Consider the following 26,926-nt stretch of genomic DNA (forward strand, 5'->3'; position numbering starts at 1 on the left):
GGTGGGGTTCAGGATTCGAGGAGGGTGAGTGCCGCAGCGCATACCGCGTTGGCCAGGTCCGTCCGCAGACAGTCCAGTTCGATCAGTTGCGGCCAGTCGTCGCGGAACTGTCGCTGCCAGGTCAGCTGGCGCTTGGCCAGCTGTCGGGTTGCGGCGATACCCTTGAAACGCAGCGTGTCGAGATCGTCTTCACCGTCGAGGTAAGCCCATGCCTGTCGGTAGCCGACGCAGCGCATCGACGGCATCGAGGTGTCGAGTGCGTAGTGTGCGCGAAGGCGCGCGACCTCGTCGATCAGCCCCGCGAGGATCATCTGCTCGAAGCGATCGGCGATGCGCTGGTGCAGTACCCCGCGGTCCGACGGCGCGAGGGCGATCGACAATAAATTGAATGGCGGTGGTGTCATCTCCCGGCGGGCGTAGCTCTCCGCCAGCGGGCGACCGGTCACGCGCACGATTTCGAGCGCGCGCTGAATGCGCTGCGCGTCGCCAGGGTTCAGTCTCGCCGCCGCCTCGGGGTCGAGTCGGGCGAGGCTTGCATGCACTGCGGGCCAGCCCTGCGCCGACGCCTGAGCATCGATCTCGCGCCGGATGGCTGCATCGGCGCCGGGCAGTTCCGACAGTCCGTCGCGCAATGCCTTGAAGTACAACATGGTGCCGCCGACCAGTAGCGGGATGCGCCCGCGGCCCGTGATCTCGGTCATCAGACGCAGCGCATCCGCTCTAAATTCTGCCGCAGAGTAGTTTTCCTGCGGCGACACGATATCGATCAGGTGGTGCGGGCAGCATGCCCGTTCCTCGGCGCTGGGCTTGGCCGTGCCGATGTCCATGTCACGGTACACGAGCGCCGAATCCACGCTGATGATCTCGACCGGCAGGCGTTGCGCCAATGCAAGCGCGCTGGCGGTCTTGCCACTGGCGGTCGGGCCGAGCAGGAGCAGGGCGGGTGGCAGGGAGGCGCGGGTCATCGGGAGTCGTGGTGCGAAAAGTCCTGCATTATCCCCGCGCCAGCGCGATTGCGGAACCGTGAGGCGGGCGCCCGGCGCTGCTGGCTCGTTCGCGACGTCGCAGGGTGTGTCTCCCGCGTCTGGCGGAGGATGGGTGATAATGCATGTGGCATAATCCGGATTTCCCCGAAGTGAGACTGCCATGAAGATCCGGCTTGTCAGCCTGCACGCGGTACGCCGATGCTTCCTGTCGTGCGTGATCGCCCTGTCCGTTGCGACGTCGGCGTGGTCCCAGGTACTTCCGCTGATGCTGGCAGGGCGCTATGACGGAAAGGTCGATCCCGCCGCTTACTGGGTGAGTGAGAAGCTCGACGGCGTGCGTGCTCACTGGGACGGCCGCCGGCTCCTGTTTCGTAGTGGCAAGCCGATCTCTGCGCCCGCCTGGTTCGTCGAAGGGCTGCCGCCGGTGGCGCTTGATGGAGAGTTGTGGATCGGTCGGGGCCGCTTTGAAGAACTGGTCGGCATCGTGCGCGAGCAGACTCCGGATGATGCGCAGTGGCGAAAACTGCGATTCATGGTTTTCGACCTGCCCCGCCATGAGGGAAGCTTCACCGAGCGCATCGTCGCGATGCAGGCGCTCGTCGAGCAAGCGGGGTTGCCGTGGGTGCGTAACATCGAGCAACAACGCGTGCCCGACCGCCCGGCTCTGGCGTCGCTGTTCAATACCGTCGTGGCCGGTGGCGGCGAGGGCCTGATGCTGCATCGGGCCGATGCGCGTCATATGGTCGGGCGCAGCGACGCACTCCTCAAGTATGTGCCCTGGCTGGACGACGAGGCCCGCGTCGTCGCCCATCTGCCGGGCAAGGGCAAGTTCGCGGGTATGCTCGGGTCGTTGCTGGTAGAGAGGCCGGACGGGCGCCGGTTTCGGCTGGGGAGCGGCTTCTCCGATGCCCAGCGCAGGCAACCGCCCGCACCGGGGGTACTGGTGACCTACCGCTACCGCGAGTTGACGGGAAACGGATTGCCGCGCTTCCCTGTGTTTCTGCGCGTGCGCGAGCTGCCCTGACGCCGGCGATCAGCTGCCCAGCAATACCAGCCCGCTGGCCGCGATCAGTGTGCCGACCACCCGTTTGCACATCATGGCGAAGCGGGTTTCGGGCACCCACTTGGCCAGCACATAGCCTGCACCGTGCAAGCTTGCAGTGGCGGCGGCAAAGCCGGCGGCAAAGACGAGCATCGACGCGCTGCCCTTCTCGGCATGGTGGGCGAAGCCATGGAATACGGCGAATGCAGCTACAAGTGGCAAGGCTGCTGCAAGCGGCAGCCGTACGACGAATGCAATCAACAAGCCGAGCACCAGCACCGACACCGAGATGCCGGTCTCGACCAGCGGGAGCTGCATGCCTGCTGCACCCAGGGCGGCACCGCCGAGCATTGCTGCGACGAAGCCCGCCGGGAGCGCCCAGCGGACGGCGCCCTGTTGCTGGGCGGCGTACACACCGACTGCCAGCATCGCAAGCAGATGGTCGATGCCACTGAAGGGATGTGCGAAACCGGCGCTGAAGCCGGTCGTTCCGTGGCCCGTATGGGCGCTGGCAGCACCGGCAAAGACAAACAGGGCGAGAGCGGCAAGGAATCGGTAAGCGGACATCGATGTCTCCAGTGGGCAGATTCGGGACGGACCCATGCGGCTGAGATCGGGGCAGGGCCTGTCAGTGCGGAAATTTTAGCAAGCTTCATACCAAGGTGGTGTCATCCCCGTGCGCGCAGCGGCATCCCGCCGTAAACGGGCGTTTGGCGTCGCGTGTGGGCCGACAGGGTGCGCACATCGGTTCAACGAGTGGAAAGCAGGTTTGCAATCCGGGTGCAAACTTGCCGCGCTGCGGGGAGTTGACTGCACCGTCATGGTGCAAAAGGCTAGGGAAACGGCAATGCATGTGGAACTGCCCGCATTGCCACCTTTGCCCTCAGATTCGCGATTCCGGGTCTCGCCCCGGTGCAGGGGGGCCGACCTGTCGTCCGGAAAACTTGTGCTCGTACATAGCCCTGTCGGCGCTCTTGATCAGGCTTTCGGCGTCGTTGCCGTCGTCCGGGTAGACCGCTTCGCCGATGGCGCCGCCCACGCTCAAGGTGTGTGTGCCGTCGGCGTCGGTGACCTCGAGGGGCTGGCGCAACACCTCCTCGATCTGCCGGCGGATATGGCCGACGGTGTCGGCGCTCGCCACCTGGTCGAGCAGAATGACGAATTCGTCGCCCGCGTAGCGTGCGACCAGGTCACCGGTGCGGACGTTGGTGCGCAGACGCTCGGCAATTTCCTTGAGTGCAAGGTCGCCGGCATCGTGGCCGTGGGCATCGTTGATCTGCTTGAAGCGGTTGAGATCGACGAACAGCACACCCAGTCTTGCGCTGCGGCGATCGGTGCGTGCGTCCGAAATGCGCTTCTGCAACTGCTGCATGAATGCTTCGCGATTGGCCAGTCCGGTGAGCTTGTCGGTGCGCAGGCGTGTCTGCATGGCTTCAAAACTGCGCGCAAGCACGCCGATTTCGTCGCTGCGCTCAACGCCGACGGGTGCATCCAGTTCGCCTTCCCCGACCTTGCGCGCGGCTTCGCCGATCTTTCGCAGGTCGCCCGTCACCCAGCCGAGAATGCGCAATCCGATCAGGACGGCGAGTACCACTGCTGCCACCGCGAGCATGACCGTGCGTGCGACGTTCTCGGTTACGCCGGCCATGAAGTCGCTGGTGGGAACGGCCACGATGGTGATCCAGTTCAGGCCAGCGTCGTCGCGAATGCGGTCGAAGGCGACGTGAATCTCCTCGCCTTCCTCGCTGCGGAAGGTCATCACGCGGGGCAGGGCGGTGGCATCGGGCGCGCCCAGGCGCTCCTGCACGACACGGTAGGCGTTGCGCAGCAGCGCATTTTCGCTGTCCATGGCCTTGAGGCGAGCGTTGCCACCATCGGGCAGACTGACGACATTCGGGCTGGCGGACGACGCGATCAGGTTGCCATCCTGTTCGATGATGAAGGCGATGCCGTTGGGCGATACCTTGAGGCGGCTGACGAAGTCGTTGAGCGCGCGCAGGGAGATGTCGGTTGCGACCACGCCTTCGAATGCGTCGCTTGCCGAGAGTACGCGGCGGGCGCGGGTGGCCAGAAGTTCGCGGGTGCCGAAATCGATGTAGACCGAGGTCCACGTGTGCCCCTTGGCATGCTTGCCATCGAGATACCACGGACGCGTGCGGGGGTCGAAGAATTTGGTCTCGCGACGGTCGAAGTTCAATGGGCCGTCGATGCCGCTGAAGTGGTAAATGGCCCGGTGCTCATCGGCCTGCAGCTTCATCCGCAGTTCGGCATCCTGTAACGAAAAGCGGAACAGCCCCAGGCCCTGGCCGGCCTCGTTGCCGTAATACACGTAGTTGTTGGGGTCGATATGCAGCGACGTGGCGATCCAGAAGCGCGTTCTCAGATCGTGGAACTCCGATTGGAGGTCCTTGGGGGCGGGCATGCCGTCCGGAAAGGCGGATTCGAGAACCGCACCCGAGCCGACGATGTGACGATCCACCGCTTGGGCGATGCGGCCTACCGTTTCAAGCAGGAGATGTCCGGAAACCGTGGACACAGCGCGGTTTCCGGCGGAATAGGAAAGCCACCCCACCGCCACGGCGAGCGCAACGACCAGCACCACGTAGGGGACGATGAGAACCAGTTTGAGCGAAAGCGGTGCGGAGGGCTTGGACATGGTGTGCAGGGCGTGCCCTGATCCCGAGTGACTCGAACAATGGAAGGGACTGATTCTCTATATGAATTTGCGTCTTTGCAATGCCGCGGTGTTAGTTGCCCGGGTTGATCCGCCGTTGCGGCAACGACTTGTTGCGCTTTGCGCGCGGCAAGTGCCGCGGCCTGCGGTAGCGTGCACAATGCAGACGGAACTATGGTGATGCATTGCGGATGGAGACGGATAATGAAGCGCGGGTGGATTGTGTGCGGCCTTGGCATGGCATTGAGCTTTTCGGCATTCGCCGAAGACGCGGTGGTTTATCGCTGGAAGGACCGAGACGGACGCGTCAATTACGGCAATGCACCGCCAGAGGGGGTTCGCGCCGAGCCGGTCGATGCGAGTTCGCGCATCACCGTAGTGCCCGCACTTGCGCCCACCGCACCATCGGGGCGGCAGCCCACGGACACGCCCGCTGCAGCCGAGCGTCTGGACCGGCTCGAACGTGAGCTCGAAGCCGAGCGGCAATCACGACGCGACACCGAAGCAGCCGTCGAACAGCAGGCGCAGGAGAGGGCGCGACGCAAGATCGAGTGTGAAGAGAAGTACCGTGAGTCCTGCGATGAGGACGGACAGCCATCGGCCAAGCGCTTCATCGTGATACCGGCACGTCCGGTCCATCGCGCACCGGTCGTTGGCAAGGGCGATGCGGACGATGATCGGGGGCGCGGACCGGCGCATCCACGAACGGATCCTGCCGCCGGCGATGCGCCGCGCGAACAGCCTGGCTTCGCCCGACCCGATACACCAACCGTCAAGCGTTCTGAGCCAGCTGCCGCGCAGCAGCGCAGCGCGGTCGGTGGTACCCGGGCGGACGATCGCGGCGGCACAGCACGGTAATTGTTGCGGCGCGTTAACGCATGCAATAACTTTCCCGCCGAGCCGCTATCATGACGGCCGTTTGCGGCATTTGCCGTCTGGCTGTCATTCGGGGACTATTCGTGAAGATCTTTTCGCCGCTCTATCAGCGTGCAATGAAGTGGGCGCGTCATGATCATGCGCCCTGGTATCTGTGTGCGCTGAGTTTCGCCGAGTCCTCCTTCTTTCCGATTCCGCCGGACGTGATGCTGGCGCCGATGAGTCTGGCCACGCCGAGGCGGGCGATGTGGTTTGCCTTGATCACCACGCTCGCTTCGGTGGCCGGCGGTCTGCTAGGCTATTTGATTGGCGCCTATGCGTTCGAGATGATCGAGCCCTGGCTGCGAGGCAGCAGCTATTGGTCGAATTACGAGATCGCGGTGGCCTGGTTCAGGGAGTGGGGGTTCTGGGCAGTGTTCGTCGCCGGTTTCTCACCCATTCCATACAAGGTCTTCACGATTGCTGCCGGCGCTCTGTCGATGGCTCTGCTGCCGTTTGCGCTGGCGTCAATGGTCGGGCGCGGAATGCGCTTTTTCATGGTGGCCGGCTTGATGGCATGGGGCGGACCGCGTATGGAAGCGATGCTGCAGCGCTACGTGGATCGGCTGGGTTGGGCGATGGTTGCTGCCGTGGTGGTCGGCATCGTCGTCTACCGCGTCTGAGCGCGCCGCGCCTACTGACCGCGCATGAAGAAGCGGTCGAGATCGTTCATGGTTAGCTGCGTCCACGTAGGCCGTCCATGATTGCATTGATCTGCGCGCTCGGTCGCCTCCATGTCGCGCAGCAATGCGTTCATCTCCGGTATCGTCAGCTGGCGGTTCGCGCGTACCGCGCCATGGCAGGCCATGGTCGCCAGCAGTTCGTTGCGCCGTGCAGTGACCACTTCCGATGCGGGAAATTCGCGCAGCTCCTCCAGCAATTTGCGTAGCAGTTCGGCGACCGGCGCACTGGCCAGCAGCGCCGGCACGCTGCGAACGGCAAGCTCTTGCGGTCCGGCAGGCGCGACTTCAAAGCCCATGCGCGAGAGCACCTCGGCGCACTCGCCGGCGGCCGCCATGTCCTTCGGGCCGACCGAGAACACGGCGGGAATCAGCAGGCGCTGCACCGCAGGCGTGCCGTCAAGCACGGTTTTCAGTTTTTCGTACAGGATGCGTTCGTGCGCCGCATGCATATCGACCAGGATCAGGCCGTTCGCATTCTGCGCCAGGATATATACCCCGTGCAGTTGCGCCAGGGCGTATCCGAGCGGGGCGCCGTTCCCGCCTGCGGGCAGGGGCGTGGGTGGCTGGTCCGGCGATGGCGCATGCGCTGCGCCGGCAGCAAAGAATGCTGCCGGTGAAGCAGGCGGCGCAGCCGGACGCATTTGACCTTCATCGGCCGCCGGACGTGCGCTTGCAGCAAAGTCGAAGTAGGCGCGGCTGGCTGAGTCCATGGCCAGCTGCCCCTGCACCGGAGGACGATGCCATGCCGCGTCCGTAGCCCTTTCGTAGGCGGTGGTCGTGGCCGCTGAAGCCGGGTGGGGCGGTGCAATGCCCGCACTTGCCGCCAGCGGCGACTCGTCCAGCGCCCGCCCGGCGCCCGATTCGGCCAGGGCGCGGCTGACGGCATGAAAGACGTACTGGTGCACCGCGCGTGCGTCGCGGAAGCGCACCTCGATCTTGGCCGGATGAACATTGACATCGACCCCCGCGGGATCGAGTTCCAGAAACAGCACGTAAGCCGGATGGCGACTGCCATGCAGAATGTCACTGTATGCCTGGCGCACGGCATGGGTCAGCAGCTTGTCGCGGACGAAGCGGCCGTTGACGAAGAAGTACTGGGCGTCCCGGCTGCTGCGTGAGTAGGCTGGCAGCGAGGCAAAGCCGCCCAGTGCGAGGATGCCGCCTTCGGCACGGACCTCGCGCGCGTGTTCGAGAAAGTCGTCGCCCATCAGCGCGCCGACGCGGCGGATCGGCTCGCCTGGCGGCAGCCGATGGACGACGCGTCCATTGTGCATCAGTTGCAGGCCGACGTCGGGCCGGGCCAGCGCGACGCGACGGAACATCTCGTCGCAATGGGCGTATTCCGTGCCCTCGGACTTGAGGAACTTGCGCCGCGCGGGCGTGTTGTAATAAAGGTCGGCAACGTCCACCACGGTGCCCTCATTGAGCGCTGCCGGTGCCAGTTCTCCGCTGTCGCCATCAATGCGCCAGGCGTGATTCGCGCCTTCGGCACGGCTGGTGATGGTGGTGCGCGCGACCGCGGCGATCGCCGCCAGGGCTTCGCCGCGAAAGCCCATCGTGCCGACACGTTCGAGATCGTCGAGGCTGGCAATCTTGCTGGTTGCATGGCGTTCGAGGGCAAGCGCAAGCTCGTCACGGGCGATGCCGCATCCGTCGTCCGCCACCCGGATCCGGCGCACGCCACCTTGCTCCAGCTGCACCTCGATGGCCCTCGCCCCCGCATCCACGGCGTTTTCCAGCACCTCCTTCAGTACCGATGCGGGACGGTCGACCACCTCGCCGGCAGCGATCTGGTTGACCAGGAGGTCCGAGAGGCGATGAATGGCGGGCATGGGCGAGGCAGTCAGAAATGCGTTTTCGGGTCGGGTGGCGTGGCAGCGTGGGGATTATACGGGGCCATCGGTGGTGTCGCGGCGTCGGCAGGCCGTCAGCACCGATGGCGGTGCGATCGGATCCGATCCGGTATGATCCGGCCTGAAGGTAAGGGCGCGATACCCGCGGCAACTTTGCAGGGGAGATCGGATGACAGCAACGGCCAGATGCTCGCACGCCATGGTGCTGATCGCGGCGGCGGTGTTCGCGGCCGGATGCTCGTCGCCGGGAACGGGGCCAAAGCCCGGGCGCCTGCCCGGTTTCGCCGCCCAGCATCTTGTAAAGTCTGATTTCAACCGCTTTGCCGAGGCGCATCAGCAGCGTATCTTCGTCAGCCTGCGCAGGCTGGCGGAAAAGCTCTACAAGCGAAACCCGAAAGAGTGGCGAAAGTCCGGGGCGGCCAGTCTGGAGGTGGCCATGCACAACCTGTTCGAGGTCGAGCACGGCTGGCGCCTCGAATCCCTTGGTTACCGTCGCGATCTCGATGCGCTCAGTGTCGCCCTGCATCCGGATTATCTCGGAGATCGCGTCCAGGCCTACATCGTCGGTCTGGCGAGCATGGTGCAGTCGGCTTTCGGCGATCGCGAGGAGTTTTATCTTCTGGATGATCTTGACGCCCAGCACCTTTACAATGCGGCGCGCAATGTCGAGGTCGCCGCCTGGAAGCTGAGCAACGCGCGTGCGGCTGACGGTCACCTGCTGTTGTTGTCGAACGAGATGGGTGGCATCAGCAATCTCAGTTTCGAGCGCGATTTCGGCCGAATCATCGGATTGCTCGATACGCTGTCGGATGTGGTCGAGGAAAAGACCGAACGCACGGTGACCCGCGTCGTCCAGAATCTTGCAACTGCAGTCTTTCTGCCGGTGTATTGAATACGCCGCCATCCCTGTCTGAGGATCATGAAGTCCATCGTTATTCTGGTTTCCGGTCGTGGCAGCAACATGGAAGCAATCGTGCGCGCCGACATTCCGGGCGCGCGCATTGCCGCCGTGATCAGCAATCGTCCCGACGCCGCGGGGCTCTCCTTTGCCGCCGCGCGGGGCATCCACACGGTGGCGCTGGACCACAAGGCCTTTGCCGATCGTGCGGCGTTCGATGCGGCGCTGGCCGAAGCGATCGATGCCTTTGAGCCCGATCTGGTCGTGCTGGCCGGATTCATGCGGGTGCTCACGGACGACTTCGTTCGTCGCTATGACGGTCGCCTGCTCAACATCCACCCGTCATTGCTGCCGTCGTTTCCCGGTTTGCACACCCATCGCCGCGCACTGGAGGCAGGCGTGCGACTGCACGGTGCCACCGTCCATTTCGTGACGCCAACGCTCGATTGCGGTCCGATCGTGCTGCAAGCCGCGGTAAGCGTGCGGCCCGGTGACGACGAAGCGGCGCTGGCTGCGCGCGTGCTCGAACAGGAGCACCGGATCTATCCGCAGGCGGTGCGCTGGTTTGTCGACGGTCGTCTGCGCCTGGACGCTGCTGGCAGGGTGATGGTCGATGGCGGCGAGTTTTCGGCGCCGGCCGCCGTGGTGCCGGCGATCGATGAGGTCATGTCCTGATGACGGATGGAACATGGTCGATCGTGGCCTGATCGCGGCGCTGAGCGTGTCGGTACTGGCACATGGTGCCTTGCTGGCAAGCGGCGGCTGGCAATGGTCGGCACCGGCGTCGGGGGTGTCGGCGCCAGCGCTCGTGAGCGCAAGGCTCGTCGTTCCGGTGGCGGTTCCTCAGACGCCCGTGCCGCTCGCGCCGGCACGGTCGAAGCCCGCAAGCAGGGCCATGCCGGATTCCGCGGCGTCCGCGCCGGCGAGTGCTCCCGCACCGGTGCAGCTTTCTGCACTCGAGCCGGATGTCGGCGTCGTCAGCGACGCCGTGCCCGACGACTCATGGATGACAACCGCGGAGCCCGTGGCTGCGGGGGACGATGCGGCGGCGGAGGCGGTACGACTCGCGCAGGCGGATGAGGGTGGCGCCCCCGATGCGGAGTCGTTTGCGATCGATGGCTGGCCGTTGAGCGGGGCGATTACGTACCGCGTGTATCTTGGCAGTGGCGGCTTGCAGGTGGGCGAGGCCCGCCATGAGTGGTCCCACGACAAGACCCGCTACAGCATGCAGGTGACGCTCGAGACCACCGGTGTGGCTGCATTGCTGCACGGCTTTCACTATGTGCAGAAAAGTGAGGGCGAGTTGCGCCCCGAGGGGCTGCGGCCGCAGGTGTTCACCGTGACGCAGAAGGGCAAGACGCAGGAAAGCGCGGTGTTCGACTGGGAGCATGCGCAGGTCAGCATTCGCCGTGGTGAGCGCGAACGGAAAAATGCCGTGCTCAAGCCCGGAGATCAGGATGTACTGAGCTTGTGGCACCAGATCGGCATCGTCGGTACCGAGGGCTTGCCGCGGACCCTCATGGTGATCAGCAACAAGAGCGCGACGCCGGCACTGCTGGAGTCGGTGGGGGAAGAGGGCTTGCGGTTGCCGATAGGCCAGCTCGATACCTTGCACGTCCGTGCCAAGGCGGAGACCAGCGAGCTGACTATCGATATCTGGCTCGCACGCCACTATGGCATGTTGCCGGTGCGTATCCGCGTAGTCGATGACAAGGGCGAGGTGCTGGACCAGCAGGCATTTCAGCTGCGCCTGGAACCCCCGAACGGCACCGCAGCGCAGACGGCGGATGCCGCCGACATGATTGAACTCAAAGAAGAGCCGGTGTTGCCGCTGGCCGAACTATCCACGAACTGAACGGACATCATGCAAAAAACAGTCAAGGCAGCCGAGGCCATTTCGCGCGGTCTCATCATTCAGACCACTCAGGTGCTTGGCACTGTGCTGTCTTTCGAACACCCGGCCGACGCGGTGCTGTCGAGACATTTTCGCGAGCATCGCGATCTTGGGCATCGCGACCGTGGCTTCATCGCCGAAACCGTCTATGGCATCGTGCGTCGCCTGCGCTGGCTGCGCCGGCTGGCGGGCCCGGCCGCATCGCCACGGCAGTTGCTGCTGGCCTGGCTGGCACGCGGGGAGGGCTGGCCGATGCGCCAGTTCGAGGGGCTGGCTTCGGCCACCGAACGCGACTGGATCGAGGGTATCAAGTCGGCCACGCTGGACGAAGGAACAGTGGCCGAGCGCGCCGACCTGCCCGACTGGCTGGCCGATCGCCTGCTCGCGCAGCACGACGAAGCCGAGGTATTGCGGCTTGCCCACAGCCTGAATCGACCGGCCCCGCTGGATCTGCGCGTCAACGTGCTCAAGGCCGACCGCGACGCGGTACTGGCCCATCTGCGCGAAGATGGTTTCGGTGCCGAGCCGTGCGCCCTGTCGCCGCACGGCATTCGCCTGAGCGGAAAGCCGGCGCTGCAGAAACACGCGCTGTTTGTCGATGGCAGCTTCGAGGTGCAGGACGAAGGCAGCCAGTTGCTCGGTTTGCTGGTACAGCCCAAACGGGGCGAGCTGGTGGTGGATTTCTGCGCCGGTGCCGGCGGCAAGACCCTGCAGCTGGGGGCATTGATGCGATCGACCGGGCGTCTCTATGCCTTCGATGTGTCGGAGAAGCGCCTGGCCAAGCTCAAGCCGCGCATGGCGCGCTCGGGCCTGTCCAACGTGCATCCAGTGCTGATTGCGCACGAGAACGACGCGAAGGTGAAACGGCTCAACGGCAAAGCCGACCGTGTGCTGGTGGACGCCCCGTGCAGCGGCCTGGGTACCTTGCGCCGCAACCCCGACCTGAAGTGGCGACAGACCGCGGCATCGGTCGATGAGATGGTGGCCAAGCAAGGGGCGATTCTGGCCGCTGCCGCCAGGTTGGTACGCCCGGGTGGGCGGCTGGTGTATGCCACTTGCAGCCTTCTGGTCGACGAGAATGATGCCGTGGTCGATGCCTTCCTTGCCGCCAACCCGGCATTTACAGCGGTGCCTGCCGAACAGGTGCTCCATAGCCAGGGCATCGACTTGCCCACCGGTGAGCGCCTGCGCCTGTCGCCCGATGCGCACGACACCGACGGATTCTTTGCCGCGGTGCTGGAACGTGCCGCCAATGCCTGATGGCCGCTGGCGAAGGCTGCTGATCGCACTTGCGCTTGCGCCGGCGCTTGCCGTCGGCAGCGTGTCGGCGTCGCAGCAATTGCGGGCCGAAGGCAGCATGGAGCTTGCGTTCTCGCCGTGGGACAACCCCGAGGCGCTACTGCTCAAGGTGGTGCGCGACGCGCGCCACAGCGTGCTGGTGCAGGCCTACGCCTTCACCAGCAAGCGCATTGCCGACGCGCTGGTGGCGGCGCACCGGCGCGGGGTGCGGGTGGAGGTGCTGGCCGACGCGAAAATGAATCACCGCGAGCGCGGCAATGCGGTGCCGCGCCTGCTGGCGGCAGGTATCCCGGTGGCTTTCGAGACGCGCTACCAGGCGGCGCACAACAAGATCGTGATCGCGGACGCCGAAGGGCCAGGATGCACGGTGGTGACGGGGTCCTACAATTTCACCTGGTCTGCGAACAATCGCAATGCAGAGAATCTGCTGGTGCTGCGTTCCAATTGCGCACTGGCCCGCAGCTATCGCGACAACTGGCGTCGGCACCGGGCCGAGGCCAGTCCGGTGAAGAAACTTCCATGGAGATTGCAATGACGACACCGGGGCCCGATCTTGGCGCCGTGGCCGATCTGTTCGTGCGCGCGGGGGAGGGGGTCGATCAGCGCATCATGCTGGTGCAGCTCGCGGTCATCGTCTGTGCGCTGGCGGCGGGCTGGCTGATTCAGCGCGCCTGGGATCGACGCCTGCTGGAGGTTGCGCCCGATGCGATGAGTTCCGCCCGGCGCTTTGGCCAGCATGGTGCAAAGCGGGTGCTCCTTCCACTGTCGGCGCTGCTGCTGGTACTCGCCGGTCGTGGCATCGTGGCGCATTTCCAGTCCGTGCATGTGCTCGATCTCGCCGTGCCGCTGCTGACCTCGCTGGCGATCGTACGCTTCGTCGTATTCGCATTGCGCCAGGCAGTCGGCCGTTCAAGCTGGCTGGGCATGTTCGAGAAATTTTTCTCGGCGCTGGTGTGGGGCGTTGTCGCGCTGCATATTCTCGGCCTGCTGCCGGACGTGATCGAAGGTCTCGAGTCGATGTCGTTTACGCTGGGTGGGCAGAAGCTGTCGGCGTGGACGCTGCTCAAGGGTGTGGCGATGGTGTTGCTCACCTTGCTCGTTGCAATGTGGGCGGCGGGTGTGCTGGAACGCAGGATGGCGGCTGCGTCCGGGCTCGACAGCAACATGCGTCTGGTGCTGACCCGGGTGATGCGCGCATTGCTGACCCTGGTCGCTTTCCTGGTGGCATTGCCGATGGTCGGCATCGATCTGACGACACTGTCGGTGTTTGGCGGTGCGCTTGGTGTCGGCCTCGGCTTCGGCATGCAGAAGATTGCCGCCAACTACGTATCCGGTTTCATCATCCTGCTCGATCGCTCACTGAGCATCGGCAACCTCATCTCGGTGGGAACGGACCGCGGCGTGGTCAAGGAGATTACGACGCGCTATACGGTGATCCGGGCGCCGAACGGGATCGAGTCGATCGTGCCCAATGAGGTGCTGGTGAGTTCGGTCGTGCAGAACGAGACCTTGAGCGATACCCAGGTCGCGCTGCCGCTCACGTTCCAGGTCAGCTACGATACCGATCTCGACCGTGCGCTGGCGATCCTGGTCGAGGTGGCCGGTCAGCAGCCTCGTGTGCTCACCGATCCGGCGCCGCGAGCCTTTCTCGCGAGTTTTGGCGACAACGGCATCAACCTGCGCCTGGGGTGCTGGATCGCCGACCCGCAGGAGGGCACGCTCGCCGTCACCTCCGAAATCAACATGGAAGTCTGGCGGCGGTTCAAGGCGGCCGGCATCGGCATTCCGTTCCCGCAGCGCGAAATTCGCATCCTGTCGCCACTATCTCCGGACTCCGCTGTCCAATTCCCGCAAAGTGGCTGATCGAGTCTTCCATCTGCGCCTTCGTTGCGGTTTGGTCCGGTTGGCGTAGAATCGGATGGCAATAAGCGTTTCTTGTACAAGGATTTTTTAAGAATGTATTCCGGGTTGTTCGAGCTCCCCTGGTGGGGCTACATCGTCGTGGCACTGGTGCTGACCCACATCACTATTGCCGCGGTCACCATCTATCTGCACCGTCATCAGGCACATCGCGCGCTCGAGCTGAGTCCGCTGCCGAGCCACTTCTTCCGTTTCTGGCTGTGGATGACGACGGGCATGGTCACGGGAGAGTGGGCGTCGGTTCATCGCAAGCACCACGCCAAATGCGAGACGGCGGAGGATCCGCACAGTCCGCAGACGCGCGGTATCCGTAAGGTTCTGCTCGAAGGCGCGGAGCTGTACCGGGCAGAGGCGAACAACAAGGAAACCCTGGCGCGCTACGGCCACGGCACGCCCGACGACTGGCTCGAACGCAATGTCTATCGGCACTCCGTTGTCGGCGTGTCGCTGATGTTGATCATCGACGTGGTCGCGTTCGGTGCGCTCGGGCTGACGATCTGGGCGGTGCAGATGATGTGGATTCCGATCTGGGCCGCGGGCGTGGTCAATGGCCTGGGGCACTATGTCGGTTATCGCAACTACGACTGCGCCGACGCCTCGACCAACCTGCTGCCCTGGGGCATCCTCATCGGCGGCGAGGAACTGCACAACAATCACCATAGCTTCGCCACCTCGGCCAAGCTGTCGTCGAAGTGGTACGAGTTCGACATCGGCTGGATGTACATTCGCATTCTCGAGATCTTCGGGATGGCCAAAGCGAAGAAGGTCATTCCGCAGCCCATCTTCGGCGAAGCCAAGCCGCATGTGGATTTCGATACCCTGCAAGCCATCATCACCCATCGTTACGACGTCATGACGCGCTACGTGCGATCGCTCAAGCGCACCTGCAGCGAAGAGATCGACCGTCTGAAGGCGGAGCATGCGGGCAAGTTCGATGCGCGGGCGCTACGCCGCTGGGTGCTGTCGGGCGAGGAGCGTCATCTGTGCGCGCAGCAAAAGGCCGAACTCGCGGTGGTGATCAAGGACAGTAAGGCCTTGACGACCGTGGTCAGCATGCGCGAAGAGCTGGTTGCCATCTGGGCACGCTCGACCGCCACGCGTGAGCAGCTGCTCAAGCAACTGCACGACTGGATCGAGCGCGCCGAGCAGAGCGGCATCGAACAATTGCAGGAATTCTCGTCGCGCTTGCGGCGTTACGCCGTTTGAGCCTGATGATGATTAACCCGGCAATCAATTAGATGGCGAATGCTGGAGTTCAGCACGGTCGCTCCCTCCCCTTCAAGGGGAGGGTTTGGGTGGGGATGGGTTCCACCGACGCCGCAGTAACCCATCCCCCTCCTAACCGGTAGTCTCGGCAATGCCTCGCCGCTACGCCGGCAGCGAGCAGGGCTCGCCGAAATCCCGGCTACGCCCTCCTTGAAGGGGGAGGAACGAGGTGCCGACAATGACTTCGTCTGTTTCATTCCCGGGCTAATAAGCAAGAAGGCAGCGCGAGCTGCCTTCTTGCTTTGGAGGACGACAGGCGTGCGTGACGGAGAGGCTGGGAGGCCGCCTGCGCCCGCTCAGTTCTCGCCCCGCACGGCGTCAGCCCAGCAATTCGGGGTTTCGTACAGGCGCACACGCTCGAGGCGCAACTGGTTGCCGTAAACGTCCTGATAGCCACTGTCCAGAACACGGAAGGCTTCGGCCGCCAGATGCTCTGCGGTGGGGACGACATCGAGCACGACCGTCTTGTGTCCGGGCATCGAGGCGAGGAAAGTGGCGACCTCGACATCACCCCGATAGACGAGGAAGGCATGATCCCAGCGCTGGACGATCAGTTCGCTGGCAACTTTCTTGACGTCGGCGAAGTCCATCACCATGCCATTGACCGCTTCGCCGGCGGCATTGATGATGTGGCCTGACAGCGTCACCTCCAGCGCGTAGCGGTGGCCGTGCAGGTGTCGGCACTGACTTGCGTGATCCGGAATCCGGTGTCCGGCATCGAATTCGAGACGGCGGGTGATGCGCATGGTTAACCTCGCTTGAAAGGCGGCGGATTATAGCACCCGTCCGTTCCCGGCTTCGCGCCGAAAAAGATGCAACTCACTGAGCCAGAAATGATTTCTCCTACAACTGCGACGTTGACTGTCCATGACCACAACCGCGAGCTTGCGGGCCTGACCTATGTGTATCCGGTGCTGTCGCGGCGGGCGGGCGGTGTGTCCATCGGCATCAATCTCAACCCCAACAACGCCTGCAACTGGCATTGCGCCTACTGCCAGGTACCCGATCTGGTCAGGGGAAAGGCGCCGGAGATCGACACGGGTCGTCTCGAAGGGGAGTTGCGCGGTTTCCTGCACGCGCTGGTAAAGGGCGACTGGCTGCGTCACAACGCACCGGAGGGCGCGCGCACGATCCGCGATATTGCCTTCTCCGGCAATGGCGAACCCACCAGTGCAGAGTCGTTTCCCGAAATAGTTGACCTGGTCGCGCGCCTGCATGACGAGTTCGATCTGGGCGGTGATGTGCCCATCCGGCTCATTACCAATGGTAGCCTGATGGCGCAGCCCCGCGTACAGGAAGGGGTTGCACGGCTGGCGAGGGCAGGTGGCGAGGTGTGGTTCAAGGTCGATGGCGGCGAGGCGGATGCGATCGAGCGCATCAACGGTGTGCGCCTGGCGCCGGATGCGATTTCGCGCCACCTCGCTCTGTGCGCGTCGCTGTGCCCGACCTGGGTGCAGACCTGCATGTTTCGTTGGGACGGTGCCTTGCCCGCAGCGCATGAAATCGACGCCTACCTCGACGTGCTCATGGGCGCGGGCGTCGAATCGCTGCAGGGTGTGCTGCTGTATGGCATTGCGCGTGAGTCCATGCAACCGGAGGCTGCACATCTGTCTGCACTTTCGAGCGCCGAGCTCGAGGCCATTGCGGAGCGGATCAGAAAAAAAGGGCTGACGGTTCGCGTCAGCCCTTGAGCGGTGAAGACGCCCGTAGCACGGGCGCTGTCATCAGCCTGCCTTGCGCTTGGCCTTGGCTTCCTTCTTCAGGGTCTTGTACAGATCCGGGTTGCTGGCCTTCAGGTACTCGGCGACATCCACGTCATCGCGCTTGACCTTGTTGATGTCGATCTGTTCGACGTGCACCAGGCGCAGCAGTGCCTGAACCGGGCGCGGAATGTTGCGGCCGCTCTCATAGCGGGAGCCGCCACTCTGGGTGACGCCGATCTTGGACCAGAACTGCGATTGGTTCAGTCCGAGCTTGCGGCGAATTTCACGTACATCGAGGGTGTCTGAGTTTTTCATGGCCTTGTCCTGTGTCGAGTTGTCAGGCATATATTGAGACGGAATCTGCCTGTATTTGGTTCCTACAACTTAAGTTGTAGGATGACCGAAGTATAGATCAAGGTCTGCCAGATATACAACGGTGATATTTCACAAATCCGGGTTAACCGCATGCGATAGTGCAAAATTGTTGCCCGCAATCGGCCTTCGCGGAGGGGCAGACCACCTGCCTGCGGCCCCTTTGGCTTTGCCGACAGACACTTGGCCGGTGGCTGCGTCTTACGTGCTGCGGCGCTTTCAAGCGAGGTGACGGGCCCGGAAGGAGCAGACCGGGTCGCCGACGCGATCTTCGGGGCTGCGTATCCGCGAGGCTTGCCTCGATGTATTCGACCGGCGGCGCGTTTCGCTGGGGGAATGCGCACACACATCCGTCCTGATGCCCGCGGGCACCATGTTCGAATCGTCTACGCGCGGCGCGAACAGGCTGAAGATCCCGATCCACCTGCGTGAGGCAAAAAATCGCGAATGAAAATTGACCGCGGCGCGGGGAGTCTATATAGTCCCGCCTTCGTAACGGAGACGTGGCCGAGAGGTCGAAGGCACTCCCCTGCTAAGGGAGCAGACGGGCAAAACCTGTCTCAAGGGTTCGAATCCCTTCGTCTCCGCCAGTACAAGTAAAAAAGCCCTTGGTTTCAAGGGCTTTTTTACTTTCAGCGTTTGCTGGAATGCCATCGCGCCTGGCTGTGGCATTGGCTGTGCCGGCTCGGGTGTTGTCGGACGCTTCTTCATGCTTCCAGGCACCGTGTCAGGCACCGTGTCAGGCAATCATCACTCTGCTTCGGGCTGATCCCGTTGATCTCCAAGTCGGTCGTCAGCGGCGTCTTAAGCCCGTTCGGTCTTCGTCGCATCCGACTTCGTTCGCGGTGTTGCTTATCCTTTCACGGTGTATGAATCACTCCAAGATAGAGCGGCCAAGAACTGTATTGTCTGTCCGCCGTGCCATAGCCAACTCAGGCATTGATGGCCTGGGGCCTGAGTCAGTGCAGCAGGCCGTGGTCGAGTGCTTTGGCAATTGCCTGCGTACGGCTGCGGATGCCAAGCTTGCTGTAGATACGTCTCAGATGGGTTTGCACGGTGTTTTCGGAGACGAACAGTTTGTCTGCCAGCGCCTTGTTGGAATGCCCGTCCGCAAGCAGGCGGAGAATCTGGTTTTCGCGCGGAGTGAGTGGCGACGCGGTCTCGGCTTGCGGTTTGGCCGGCACTTCGAGTGCTGACCGGTGGGCTGCGTTTCTTAGCTTCCGAAGGTAGGCGGGTGCGATGTCCGTCTTATGCGCCTCGAGCGCATCGAGCAAAGGCATGAGTTGCCAGGACTCATCTGCCACGACCCGGATCAGTCCGTCTACTTGAGTGTTGATCAGCGCGCGTTCCAGTGTTTCCAGGGCCAGGGGACGCCGCCGGGTGACTTCAAACGCTTGGGCTAGCAGGCATTGCAGGCGGATCGTGCGGCGTCTGCGATTGCGTGCGCCAGCGACACAGATTGCGTCCTGAATCTGGGGGATGAGTGCTTGTGGCGTGCCTTCGACCAGTGCCAGACGGAAGGCCGCGATCAACGGGTCATCGAGGTCTTCGGCATAATTGGACAGACCTTCGAAAGATTGCCAGATAGAGGGGGACGTAATGAGCGGCATCATTCTCTGCGCCGCGATGATATCGCCGGCAATCAGGGCAAGCCTCTGTTTTTCGATTCGTGCCGCTGCCGCGATCCGTGGAATGGACCGGATGTCGCCCATATCCTGCAGCGTGTCCAGCGTGTTGAGGGCTTCATTGCGTTGGCCGCGATAGGCCTGTGCGCGAGCGCGCAGCCGGTAAGCGACTATTGCATGGTCCGGAAGGCACCCGTCGTGAATGAGTGGGAGGTAATCGACAAGCAGGGTTTCGGCGGCGCACAACTCATCCGTTTCGTAGAGGGCCTCGCTCAGGTGCGCCGCTACGATGGCCGTCGAAATTGTGTAGCGATGACCCGCACTGACCGTACTATCGAGCAGTCGCTCCAGGCGTACCCGAGCGTCATTGACTCGTCCATGGAGCAGGCTCAGGCAACCTTCGAAGCTGAGTGAGTAGTTCAGCCCGTGAATGGCGCCTATCGGTTCGAGGCAATGTTTGGCAATGGCCAGATGCCGAAGGGCTGCCGTATCGTCACCTGTTGAAATGCTGTGGAATGCGCACGCATTGCGTACGAGTCCCGCCACATACGGGGGCGCTGAGTCGAGTCCTTCGGTGGCGTTCTCGGCAACTTCGAACGCCTCAATCAGACGATCTGACCATGCTGATAGCATTATCTTGACCGCGACCAGTTCGTAGGCGATATCTGTATCCTGCGCCGCTGACTCAGGCACCATGTTGACCAGGCGTTTGGCATCACTGTAGCGGTGAAGAAAGGTCGCCGCGTAAGCGCCGGCAATGGCCAGCTCGGGGTAGTCCGGAAGCACGGGCTGCGGCAGTGCGTTAATCCAGTTCATGACCGTATCGAGTTGTCCGATCCGGATCAGGTCCGTGGCACGAGTGGCCATGATCCGGGCTGCGAGTTGCGGGTCTCCTCCATCCAGCGCATAAGGGATGGCGGGAAACGGCTTACCGTTTTCCACCAGCCAGCGCGCCGCGTTCAGCTGTATTTGGCGAACTTCGTCTGCCGAAGGGTTTGACAGGCGGTACTGTTCGCTCAGGAACTCGCGAAACAGCGGGTGGTAGCGGTACCACGGGCCATCACTGTCGATCTTCTGCAGGAAGAGATTGTCGCGTTCGGTTTGCGCCAAGAGGTTGAGACTGTCGGCCTCGCCCAGCGTCCGTTCGCACATGACCGGGCAGAACGAGTCGAGAAGGCTCGTCTTGAGCAGAAAGCGGCGATGTCCATCCGGCAGGCAGCCGAGGACATCTTCGGCCAGATAGTCGGAGATGCTTTGGGTCGAGTCCTTCAGCCCCTTCAAAAGGTCACCAGCGTCCGGTCGCCGTATCAGTGCCGCCGCGGCAAGCTGGAGCGCTGCGGGCCAGCCATCCGTGCGGGCCTGAAGTGTCGCCAGATCGTCCTCGTTAAGTGAGCATTGAAGTTGCTCGGCGATGTAACGACGGGTCTCGTCAGCATCGAACTTGAGCAGGTCCGCTTCGATGTCGAGCAGCCGACCGACGACTCGCAACCGCCCGAGCGGGAGATCCGGGTGCTGACGGGTGCCCAGTATCAGCCGTTGCCCGGGAGAAAGTCCGGCCACCAGAGTCGAGACAACGGACAGGACCTTAGGCGAGGACACCTGTTCGAAGTCATCGATAAACAGCGCAAAAGGTGTCTCGATCAGACTGACCGTCTCGATCAGCTGCTGGATGCGACCACTGGTCGAGCCTGCTGCGCTCTCCATGCCGCTGGAGAGTACGGGGGGCTCGTCCAGCTCGGGCAGGACCCTGCTCAGGGCCGACCAGAGATAGACGGCAAAACGGCCCAGATCATTCTCGTTGGCGTCGACCGTGAGCCAGCCGACGCGAATGCCTTCCTGTTGCAGTTGATCGTGCAGCTGACCCATGGCCGTTGATTTGCCGTAGCCGGCCGGGGCGGTGACCACCACCAGATTGGCCGGCGATCCACTGACGATCTCGGTGATCCGATGGCGTGCGATCTTGCGCGCGGATTCATAGTTGGGGCGCAGCTTTCGCGTGTTGATTCGCACGCTGCCGGGAACGGCGGGATGGCTGAGCATGGTGTGGTCGTGCTCCGGACTCTCTTGATCTCGATGTTCAGTATGACGACAAAAGTTACCGAGGGAAACCTTATTTATGGCTATGTAGCCCTTCGCTTGGATGCATAAAAAATAAAATAAAACAATTGGTTAAGTGTGGCTCTATGCTTCTGGGCAGGGATTTACGTGCGACTGTTGCTGGCCGGCTGCTGCTTTCGCGGCGCAGCATTTGTCACTGAAATCAGTGATGGTCGGCAGCGTCAAATCTCGTCTGTTTTCGCGATTGAGCAAGTTTATGGGGGCATCGAAAATCTTTCCAACGACGGGGCACTCCGCAGACGCCCTGCATCACAGGAGAGAGACACATGAACGAGAGGAGGCCGCTTCCCCAGGCGAACAAACTGGGGTCGCTCGGTGCGGAAGCGCCGCTACCCGAAACCGCTACGATGATCTTGGGCAGTCTGCAGCGCTATGCGCAGACGGTGATGCGCCCCATCGGCACCGAACTCGACCGCATGAGCCCCGACGCGGTCGCCGCTCCCGACTCGCCCTACTGGGAGGCACGCCGCAAGTTCGTCGAGCTTGGCTTCGGGGTCGAGGCGCTGCTGGGCTTCGAGCCCGAGGAGCGCGGCAAGATGATGTGCCTGCTGTTCGAGACCTTGGGCTGGGGCGACTCGGGCCTGGCGATCTCCTTCGGTGCCGGCATGCTGCCCCAGTACATGAGCGCGGTCCTCGGCCGCGAGGACCTGTTCCAGCAGTATCCGGACGGCATGCTCGGCTGCTGGGGCATCACCGAGCCGGATCATGGCTCCGACACCCTGGACCCGAACCGCGGCATCTTTCACCCCCAGGGCCAGTACGGCCGGCCCAACTGCTCGGCGCGGCTCGATGGCGACGAGGTGGTCATCAACGGGCAGAAATCGGCCTGGGTCTCCAACGGGACCATCGCCGAGGTGTGTGTACTGTATTGCGCCACCGATACCGGGACCACGCTCGACCCGCAACATGGTTGCGTGGTGATCGTGCCGATGGATGCGAAGGGCGTCTCGCGCGGCAAGCCGCTGGACAAGCTCGGCCAGCGTGCGCTCAACCAGGGCGAGATCTACTTCGACAACGTGCGCGTGCCGCGCAGCCACCTGCTGGCCGGGCCCGACGAGTTCCAGTCTGCGGTGAAGATCATTCATACCGCGGCCAACGGACTCATGGGTGCCACCTTTACCGGGGTGGCCCGGGCGGCCTTCGAGCTCGCGCTCGACTACGCCCATGAGCGCAAGCAGGGCGGGGTGCCGATCATCCGCCACCAGTCGGTGGCGCAGCGGCTGTTCCACATGTTCCGCAAGGTCGAAGCCTCGCGGGCACTGACCAACCGGGTCGTCCATTACAACTTCGTCTCGCCCGAACCGGCGCTGCATGCGGCCATGACCGCCAAGGTCACCGGCACCCAGACCGCCTTCGAAGTCGCCAGCGACGCCCTGCAGATCTTCGGTGGCAACGGGCTGACCCGCGAATACCCGGTCGAGAAGCTGCTGCGCGATGCGCGCGCCTCGCTGATCGAGGACGGTTGCAACGAGATCCTCGCCATCAAGGGCGGCTACGCCCTCATCGATCCGGACCGCCTGTGACCGGCGGCCAGACCAAGCACAAGGAGCGATCGGCCTCATGACCGCAAGAGATGAACTGATCCTCGCGAACCTCATCGCCAACCGCGCGGAAACCCATCCCGATCTGGATGTGGTGACCTTCGAGCACCCCGGCTGCGAGGACGAGATCCGTACCTACCGCCAGCTGTGGGACAACGGCCGGCGGGTGGCTGTGGCCCTCAACGAAGGGCGGGTCGGCGGTGGGGGCATCTTCGGCCTGCTGATGCAGAACCATCCGGAATTCCTGGATGCCATGGTCGGCGCCTCGATCAGCGCTGCGGTGTTCGTGCCCATCGATCCGCGCACCCGCGGCGAGAAGCTGGTGTACATGCTGCGCCACTCCGGCTGCCGCGGCGTGATCTGTGCCGACTACGTGCTCGACACCCTGGAGGAAGTGCGCGACCAGCTGCCCGAGCTGGTGTGGATCTGGGTGCTCGACACCGGTGCGCCAACGGCCCGTCCGCTGGATGCCTATGCCGGCGTGCGGCGCTTCGACGAGATTCTCGCCGCGCCGGTGCCGGAGGTGGCCATCGTTTCCGACGATCCGTCCAAGCCCATGGAGATCATGTACACCTCGGGTACCACCGGCGATCCCAAGGGCGTGGTGATCCGCCATGCGCGTTTCGCAGCGGTGGGTAATTGGCATGAGGTGCTCGGCTACCGGCCGGGTGACCGGCCCTATACCGGGCTGTCGCTCACCCATGGCAACGCCCAGTTGATCACCTTGTCGTGTTCGCTCAAGACGGGGATGCGCGCGGTCATCAGTCGGCGCTTTTCCAAGTCACGCCTGTGGAATGTAGCCCGCAAGTACGGCTGCACCACTTTCACATTGCTCGGCGGTATGACCACCGCCATCTACAGCGAGCCGGTGCGCCCCGACGACGCCGACAACCCGGTGCGCTTCGTCATCGCGGCGGGCATGCCGGCGGCGATCTGGCGAGACTTCGAGCGCCGCTTCGGTGTGGACATCCTCGAGGTCTACGCAGCGGTCGAAGGCGGGCTGACGATCAAGCCCATCGGGCAGGGGCCCGTTGGCAGTGTGGGCAAGCCGCCGCCGGCACTCAGGATGCGCATCGTCGACGAGTACGGGCAGGACGTGGCGCCGGGCGAGCGTGGGGAAATCATCTTCCAGCCCGCCGACGGCTCCGCCCCGGTCGTGGACTACCTGCACAACCCGGAGGCCTCGGCGGCCAAGACTCGCAGCGGCTGGCTGCGCATGGGTGACATCGGCCATGTGGACGAGGATGGCTGGTTGTTCTTCGACTTCCGCATGGGCGGCGCCATCCGCCACAACGGCGACTTCGTCGATCCGGCGGCCATCGAAAAGGTGATGGCCGAGAGCCCGATGGTCTCCGACGTCTTCGTCTATGGCATCGACGCCGCCTCCGGTGCGCCGGGCGAGAAGGACGTGGTCGCGGCAGTCATTCCGGAGGCCGGGGTCCCTTTCGACCCGGATGCCCTGTTCCGGCTGTGCCGCGATCAACTCGAGAGCAGCAGCGTGCCCGGCTATCTGCAGGTGGTGGCCGAGATTCCCAAGACCGCGTCGGAGAAGCCCCAGGAGCGCTTCCTCAAGGAAGCCTTCAAGGAGCCCGACGCCCGCATCCATACCGAACGCCGCGCATCGACGGCGACGCACTGAGCGCCCCGGCGCATGCACAACAGGAGACATACGATGGCAGACAACTACGACGTGGTGGTGTACGGCGCCAGTGGCTACACGGGCAAGCTGATCGCCTGGAAGCTGGCCGAGCGCCGCATTCCCTTCATCGCCGCCGGGCGCAGCCAGCAGCGGCTCGAAGAAGAGATGGCGAAGGTCCCCGAACTGGAGGGGCAGGACTACCGCTGCGTGGCGGTCAATCATGACGTGGCCGCGCTCACCGACCTGTTTCGCGGCGCCAAGGTGGTGATCAACGTCACCGGCCCGTTCATGCAGATCGGCGAGCCGGTGGTGCAGGCGGCGCTGGCCGCCGGCTGCCACTACTTCGACACCACCGGTGAGGCGGACTGGATGCGCCTGCTGCGCGACGAATACGGCAAGCGCTACGCCGCCGCCGGTCTCGCCCTGTGCCCGGCCAACTCCTACATGTGGGCCGAGGGGCTGCTGGCCGCCGAGATTGCACTCGAAACCCCGGGGGTCGATTCGGTGGATCTGGTCTACCTGGCCGACTCGCAGACCAGCGTGGCCTCCACCAAGTCCTTCCTGCGCATGTGCACCAAGCCCCAGTACTTCCTCAAGGACCGCCAGCCGGTCATGTGGCCTTATGCCACCGGCTACACGGTGAGCGTCGCCGGCGAGCATGAGCTGTTCAGTGCGCTGCCCTGGGGTGGCGGTGGCGAGCCGGTGTGGTACGACGGTGATGACCGGGTGCGCAATTGCCGGGTGCTGGTGTCCTTCCGCAACCGGGTGATGTTCGACGCCGTGCTCGGCATCCTCCAGCGCTTCGAGAAGGAATGCCGCGAGCTGCCCGAGGACCAGCATGAAGAGATCACCAACCGCTGGGGCGGCGACGTGACCTCGGTGGAGCCGCCGCGCGAAGTGCCGGAAGTCAATCGCTGCGTGCTGTCCTGCCATGGGCGGGGCACCAGCGTCGGGGTGAACGTGACCCTGGTGGGGACCGCGCCCTACATCCAGACCGGTGTGCTCGGCGCCGAGGCGGCGCGGCGGGTGCTGCGCGGGCAGCTCCAGGCCGTCGGCTTCGTCTCCCCGACCCAGGCCTTCGGCGCCCGCAACCTGCTCGGCGCGCTGTCCGAGGAAGGCCTGCTGAGCTGCCAGGTAACCCAATCCTGATCCGCCTTGCGCCGTCCCCGGGTGCTTGCAGCCGGGGCGGCGATATTTCTGAACCAAGGGTGACACAGACATGAGTACACGCGCTTTCGTGGCCGGCGTCGGCATGACGCGATTCGGCAAACATCTGGACCAGAGCGTCAAGACGCTCACCCGTGCGGCGGTCGAGCAGGCGCTGGCCGATGCCGGCTGCGAGCGTGGCGACGTGCAGATGGCCTTCTTCGCCAACGCCGCCCAGGGCCACATGGAAGGGCAGGACATGATCCGCGGCCAGGTGGCGCTGCGCGCCATGGGCTTCGAGGGGCTGTCGGTGGTGAACGTGGAGAACGCCTGCGCCAGTGCCAGCACCGCCTTCCAGATGGCGGTGGCGATGGTCAGCGGCGGCGGCGCGGACATCGTGCTCGCAGTGGGCGCGGAGAAGATGTTTTCCGAGGACAAGGCCCGCACCTTCGGCGTCTTCGACGGCGCCTGGGACGTGCACGACGTGGCCGCCGGGCGCGAGCGCCTGCTGCGCATGGGCGAGGGCATCACGCCGCCGCCGGGCACGGTGTCGACCAAGCCCTACAGCGTATTCATGGACATCTACGCCGCCTTCGGGCGCATGCACATGCGCGAGTTCGGCACCACCATGGCCCAGTTTGCGGCGGTGTCGGCCAAGAACCACCAGCACTCGGCGCACAACCCGCTGGCCCAGTACCAGCAGGCCTACTCGGTGGAGGAGATCCTCGCCGCGCCGGCCATCACCTATCCGTTGACCCTGCCCATGTGCTCGCCGGTGAGCGATGGCGCGGCCGCCGCGATCGTTTGCAGTCAGGCCGGACTGGCGCGGCTGGCCGGGCGCAGCTCGCGGGCCGTCCAGGTGCTCGGCTGGGCCTTGCAGGGCGGCTCGGACCGGGCGCCCGAAGCCTTCGACCGCCACCTGGTGCGCGAGGCGGCCCGCAAGGTGTACGAGCAGGCCGGCGTCGGTCCGGAAGACGTCTCGGTGGCCGAGGTGCATGACGCCACCGCCATCGGCGAAATCATTCAGTCCGAGGTGCTGGGCCTGTGTCCCCCGGGGCAAGGCGGGGTGTGTGCCGAGCGTGGCGAGACCCGCATCGGTGGCCGCATCCCGATCAATCCCTCGGGCGGGTTGGAATCGAAAGGCCACCCGATCGGCGCCACCGGGCTGGGGCAGATCTTCGAGCTGGTGACCCAGTTGCGCGGTGAGGCCGGGGCGCGTCAGGTCGATGGCGCCCGCATCGCCATCGCCGAGAACGGCGGCGGCCTGGTGGGTATCGAGGAGGCGGCGGCCTGCGTGACCCTGCTGGGACGCTAGGTCGCGGCAGCGCAAAAAGGACTCGCCCAGCACGGGC

At 64.1% G+C, this 26,926-nt stretch carries 22 protein-coding genes and 1 tRNA gene; 16 read left to right on the forward strand and 7 right to left on the reverse strand.

Annotation, left to right across the window (positions count from 1 at the left end; all coding sequences use genetic code 11):
• Positions 1-8: 8 nt before the first annotated feature.
• Complete coding sequence (miaA, locus tag J5J83_RS22335; RefSeq protein ID WP_212352482.1) at positions 9-965, reverse strand: tRNA (adenosine(37)-N6)-dimethylallyltransferase MiaA; 957 nt, start codon at positions 963-965, stop codon at positions 9-11.
• A gap of 181 nt (positions 966-1,146) precedes the next feature.
• Between miaA and J5J83_RS22340 the strand changes: the two genes are divergently transcribed.
• Positions 1,147-2,010 (forward strand): DNA ligase, encoded by an 864-nt coding sequence (locus J5J83_RS22340; protein ID WP_212352485.1) that lies wholly within the window; start codon positions 1,147-1,149, stop codon positions 2,008-2,010.
• Between the two features lie 9 nt (positions 2,011-2,019).
• On the opposite strand, the gene J5J83_RS22345 is transcribed toward J5J83_RS22340, so the two are convergent.
• A complete protein-coding gene (locus tag J5J83_RS22345) occupies positions 2,020-2,595 on the reverse strand; it encodes a HupE/UreJ family protein (protein WP_212352487.1) in 576 nt (191 codons plus the stop codon).
• A gap of 316 nt (positions 2,596-2,911) precedes the next feature.
• Positions 2,912-4,684 (reverse strand): sensor domain-containing diguanylate cyclase, encoded by a 1,773-nt coding sequence (locus J5J83_RS22350; RefSeq protein WP_212352497.1) that lies wholly within the window; start codon positions 4,682-4,684, stop codon positions 2,912-2,914.
• A 222-nt stretch (positions 4,685-4,906) separates the two neighbouring features.
• Here J5J83_RS22350 and J5J83_RS22355 point away from each other — a divergent pair, with 222 nt between their 5' ends.
• Both J5J83_RS22355 and J5J83_RS22360 read left to right on the forward strand, forming a co-directional pair.
• Positions 4,907-5,560, forward strand: a complete 654-nt coding sequence (locus J5J83_RS22355; protein ID WP_212352499.1) for a DUF4124 domain-containing protein — start codon at positions 4,907-4,909, stop codon at positions 5,558-5,560.
• 101 nt (positions 5,561-5,661) lie between these two features.
• A complete protein-coding gene (locus tag J5J83_RS22360) occupies positions 5,662-6,240 on the forward strand; it encodes a YqaA family protein (RefSeq protein ID WP_212352501.1) in 579 nt (192 codons plus the stop codon).
• A gap of 11 nt (positions 6,241-6,251) precedes the next feature.
• On the opposite strand, the gene mutL is transcribed toward J5J83_RS22360, so the two are convergent.
• Positions 6,252-8,132: a DNA mismatch repair endonuclease MutL gene (gene mutL / locus J5J83_RS22365; protein WP_212352503.1), complete on the reverse strand. Its 1,881-nt coding sequence runs from the start codon at positions 8,130-8,132 to the stop codon at positions 6,252-6,254.
• A 190-nt stretch (positions 8,133-8,322) separates the two neighbouring features.
• Here mutL and J5J83_RS22370 point away from each other — a divergent pair, with 190 nt between their 5' ends.
• The 7 genes from J5J83_RS22370 (at position 8,323) to J5J83_RS22400 (ending at position 15,370) form a co-directional block, all read left to right on the forward strand.
• Positions 8,323-9,045 (forward strand): hypothetical protein, encoded by a 723-nt coding sequence (locus J5J83_RS22370; RefSeq protein WP_212352505.1) that lies wholly within the window; start codon positions 8,323-8,325, stop codon positions 9,043-9,045.
• Positions 9,046-9,072: 27 nt separating this feature from the next.
• Positions 9,073-9,726, forward strand: a complete 654-nt coding sequence (purN, locus tag J5J83_RS22375; protein WP_212352507.1) for a phosphoribosylglycinamide formyltransferase — start codon at positions 9,073-9,075, stop codon at positions 9,724-9,726.
• Positions 9,727-9,739: 13 nt separating this feature from the next.
• Positions 9,740-10,906 carry a DUF3108 domain-containing protein gene (locus tag J5J83_RS22380; RefSeq protein WP_212352509.1) on the forward strand — a complete coding sequence of 389 codons (1,167 nt, stop codon included), beginning with the start codon at positions 9,740-9,742 and terminating at the stop codon, positions 10,904-10,906.
• Between the two features lie 9 nt (positions 10,907-10,915).
• Entirely contained in the window at positions 10,916-12,205 is a 1,290-nt protein-coding gene (locus J5J83_RS22385; protein ID WP_212352511.1) for an RsmB/NOP family class I SAM-dependent RNA methyltransferase, read from the forward strand.
• A complete protein-coding gene (locus J5J83_RS22390) occupies positions 12,198-12,779 on the forward strand; it encodes a phospholipase D family protein (RefSeq protein WP_212352513.1) in 582 nt (193 codons plus the stop codon). Before J5J83_RS22385 ends, J5J83_RS22390 begins: the two co-directional genes overlap by 8 nt.
• On the forward strand, positions 12,776-14,107 hold the full coding sequence (locus J5J83_RS22395; RefSeq protein ID WP_249115822.1) for a mechanosensitive ion channel domain-containing protein: 1,332 nt from the start codon (positions 12,776-12,778) through the stop codon (positions 14,105-14,107). Before J5J83_RS22390 ends, J5J83_RS22395 begins: the two co-directional genes overlap by 4 nt.
• A gap of 93 nt (positions 14,108-14,200) precedes the next feature.
• On the forward strand, positions 14,201-15,370 hold the full coding sequence (locus tag J5J83_RS22400) for a fatty acid desaturase (protein WP_212352515.1): 1,170 nt from the start codon (positions 14,201-14,203) through the stop codon (positions 15,368-15,370).
• A gap of 356 nt (positions 15,371-15,726) precedes the next feature.
• On the opposite strand, the gene queD is transcribed toward J5J83_RS22400, so the two are convergent.
• Entirely contained in the window at positions 15,727-16,176 is a 450-nt protein-coding gene (queD, locus tag J5J83_RS22405; protein ID WP_212352517.1) for a 6-carboxytetrahydropterin synthase QueD, read from the reverse strand.
• Positions 16,177-16,263: 87 nt separating this feature from the next.
• On the opposite strand from queD, the gene J5J83_RS22410 reads away from it, so the two are divergent.
• Positions 16,264-17,121 carry a radical SAM protein gene (locus J5J83_RS22410; protein ID WP_212352520.1) on the forward strand — a complete coding sequence of 286 codons (858 nt, stop codon included), beginning with the start codon at positions 16,264-16,266 and terminating at the stop codon, positions 17,119-17,121.
• Between the two features lie 33 nt (positions 17,122-17,154).
• Here the strand turns inward: J5J83_RS22410 and J5J83_RS22415 are convergent, their stop codons facing one another.
• Positions 17,155-17,448 carry a helix-turn-helix domain-containing protein gene (locus J5J83_RS22415; protein WP_212352522.1) on the reverse strand — a complete coding sequence of 98 codons (294 nt, stop codon included), beginning with the start codon at positions 17,446-17,448 and terminating at the stop codon, positions 17,155-17,157.
• A 554-nt stretch (positions 17,449-18,002) separates the two neighbouring features.
• On the opposite strand from J5J83_RS22415, the gene J5J83_RS22420 reads away from it, so the two are divergent.
• Positions 18,003-18,095, forward strand: a tRNA-Ser gene (locus J5J83_RS22420).
• A 369-nt stretch (positions 18,096-18,464) separates the two neighbouring features.
• Here J5J83_RS22420 and J5J83_RS22425 read toward each other — a convergent pair.
• The gene (locus J5J83_RS22425) at positions 18,465-21,170 is read right to left on the reverse strand and encodes a LuxR C-terminal-related transcriptional regulator (RefSeq protein WP_212352524.1); all 2,706 of its coding nucleotides are present in this window, start codon (positions 21,168-21,170) and stop codon (positions 18,465-18,467) included.
• Between the two features lie 344 nt (positions 21,171-21,514).
• Here J5J83_RS22425 and J5J83_RS22430 point away from each other — a divergent pair, with 344 nt between their 5' ends.
• From J5J83_RS22430 to J5J83_RS22445, 4 genes are all read left to right on the forward strand, one after another.
• Complete coding sequence (locus J5J83_RS22430) at positions 21,515-22,771, forward strand: acyl-CoA dehydrogenase (RefSeq protein WP_212352526.1); 1,257 nt, start codon at positions 21,515-21,517, stop codon at positions 22,769-22,771.
• Between the two features lie 37 nt (positions 22,772-22,808).
• The gene (locus J5J83_RS22435; RefSeq protein WP_212352528.1) at positions 22,809-24,428 is read left to right on the forward strand and encodes an AMP-binding protein; all 1,620 of its coding nucleotides are present in this window, start codon (positions 22,809-22,811) and stop codon (positions 24,426-24,428) included.
• Positions 24,429-24,461: 33 nt separating this feature from the next.
• The gene (locus J5J83_RS22440) at positions 24,462-25,577 is read left to right on the forward strand and encodes a DUF5938 domain-containing protein (protein ID WP_212352532.1); all 1,116 of its coding nucleotides are present in this window, start codon (positions 24,462-24,464) and stop codon (positions 25,575-25,577) included.
• Positions 25,578-25,647: 70 nt separating this feature from the next.
• Positions 25,648-26,889 carry a thiolase family protein gene (locus tag J5J83_RS22445; protein ID WP_212352533.1) on the forward strand — a complete coding sequence of 414 codons (1,242 nt, stop codon included), beginning with the start codon at positions 25,648-25,650 and terminating at the stop codon, positions 26,887-26,889.
• Positions 26,890-26,926 lie beyond the last annotated feature (37 nt).

Origin of the sequence: Azoarcus sp. L1K30 (genome assembly GCF_018122735.1) — a bacterium.
In the GTDB taxonomy this organism is placed as follows: Bacteria; Pseudomonadota; Gammaproteobacteria; order Burkholderiales; family Rhodocyclaceae; genus Parazoarcus.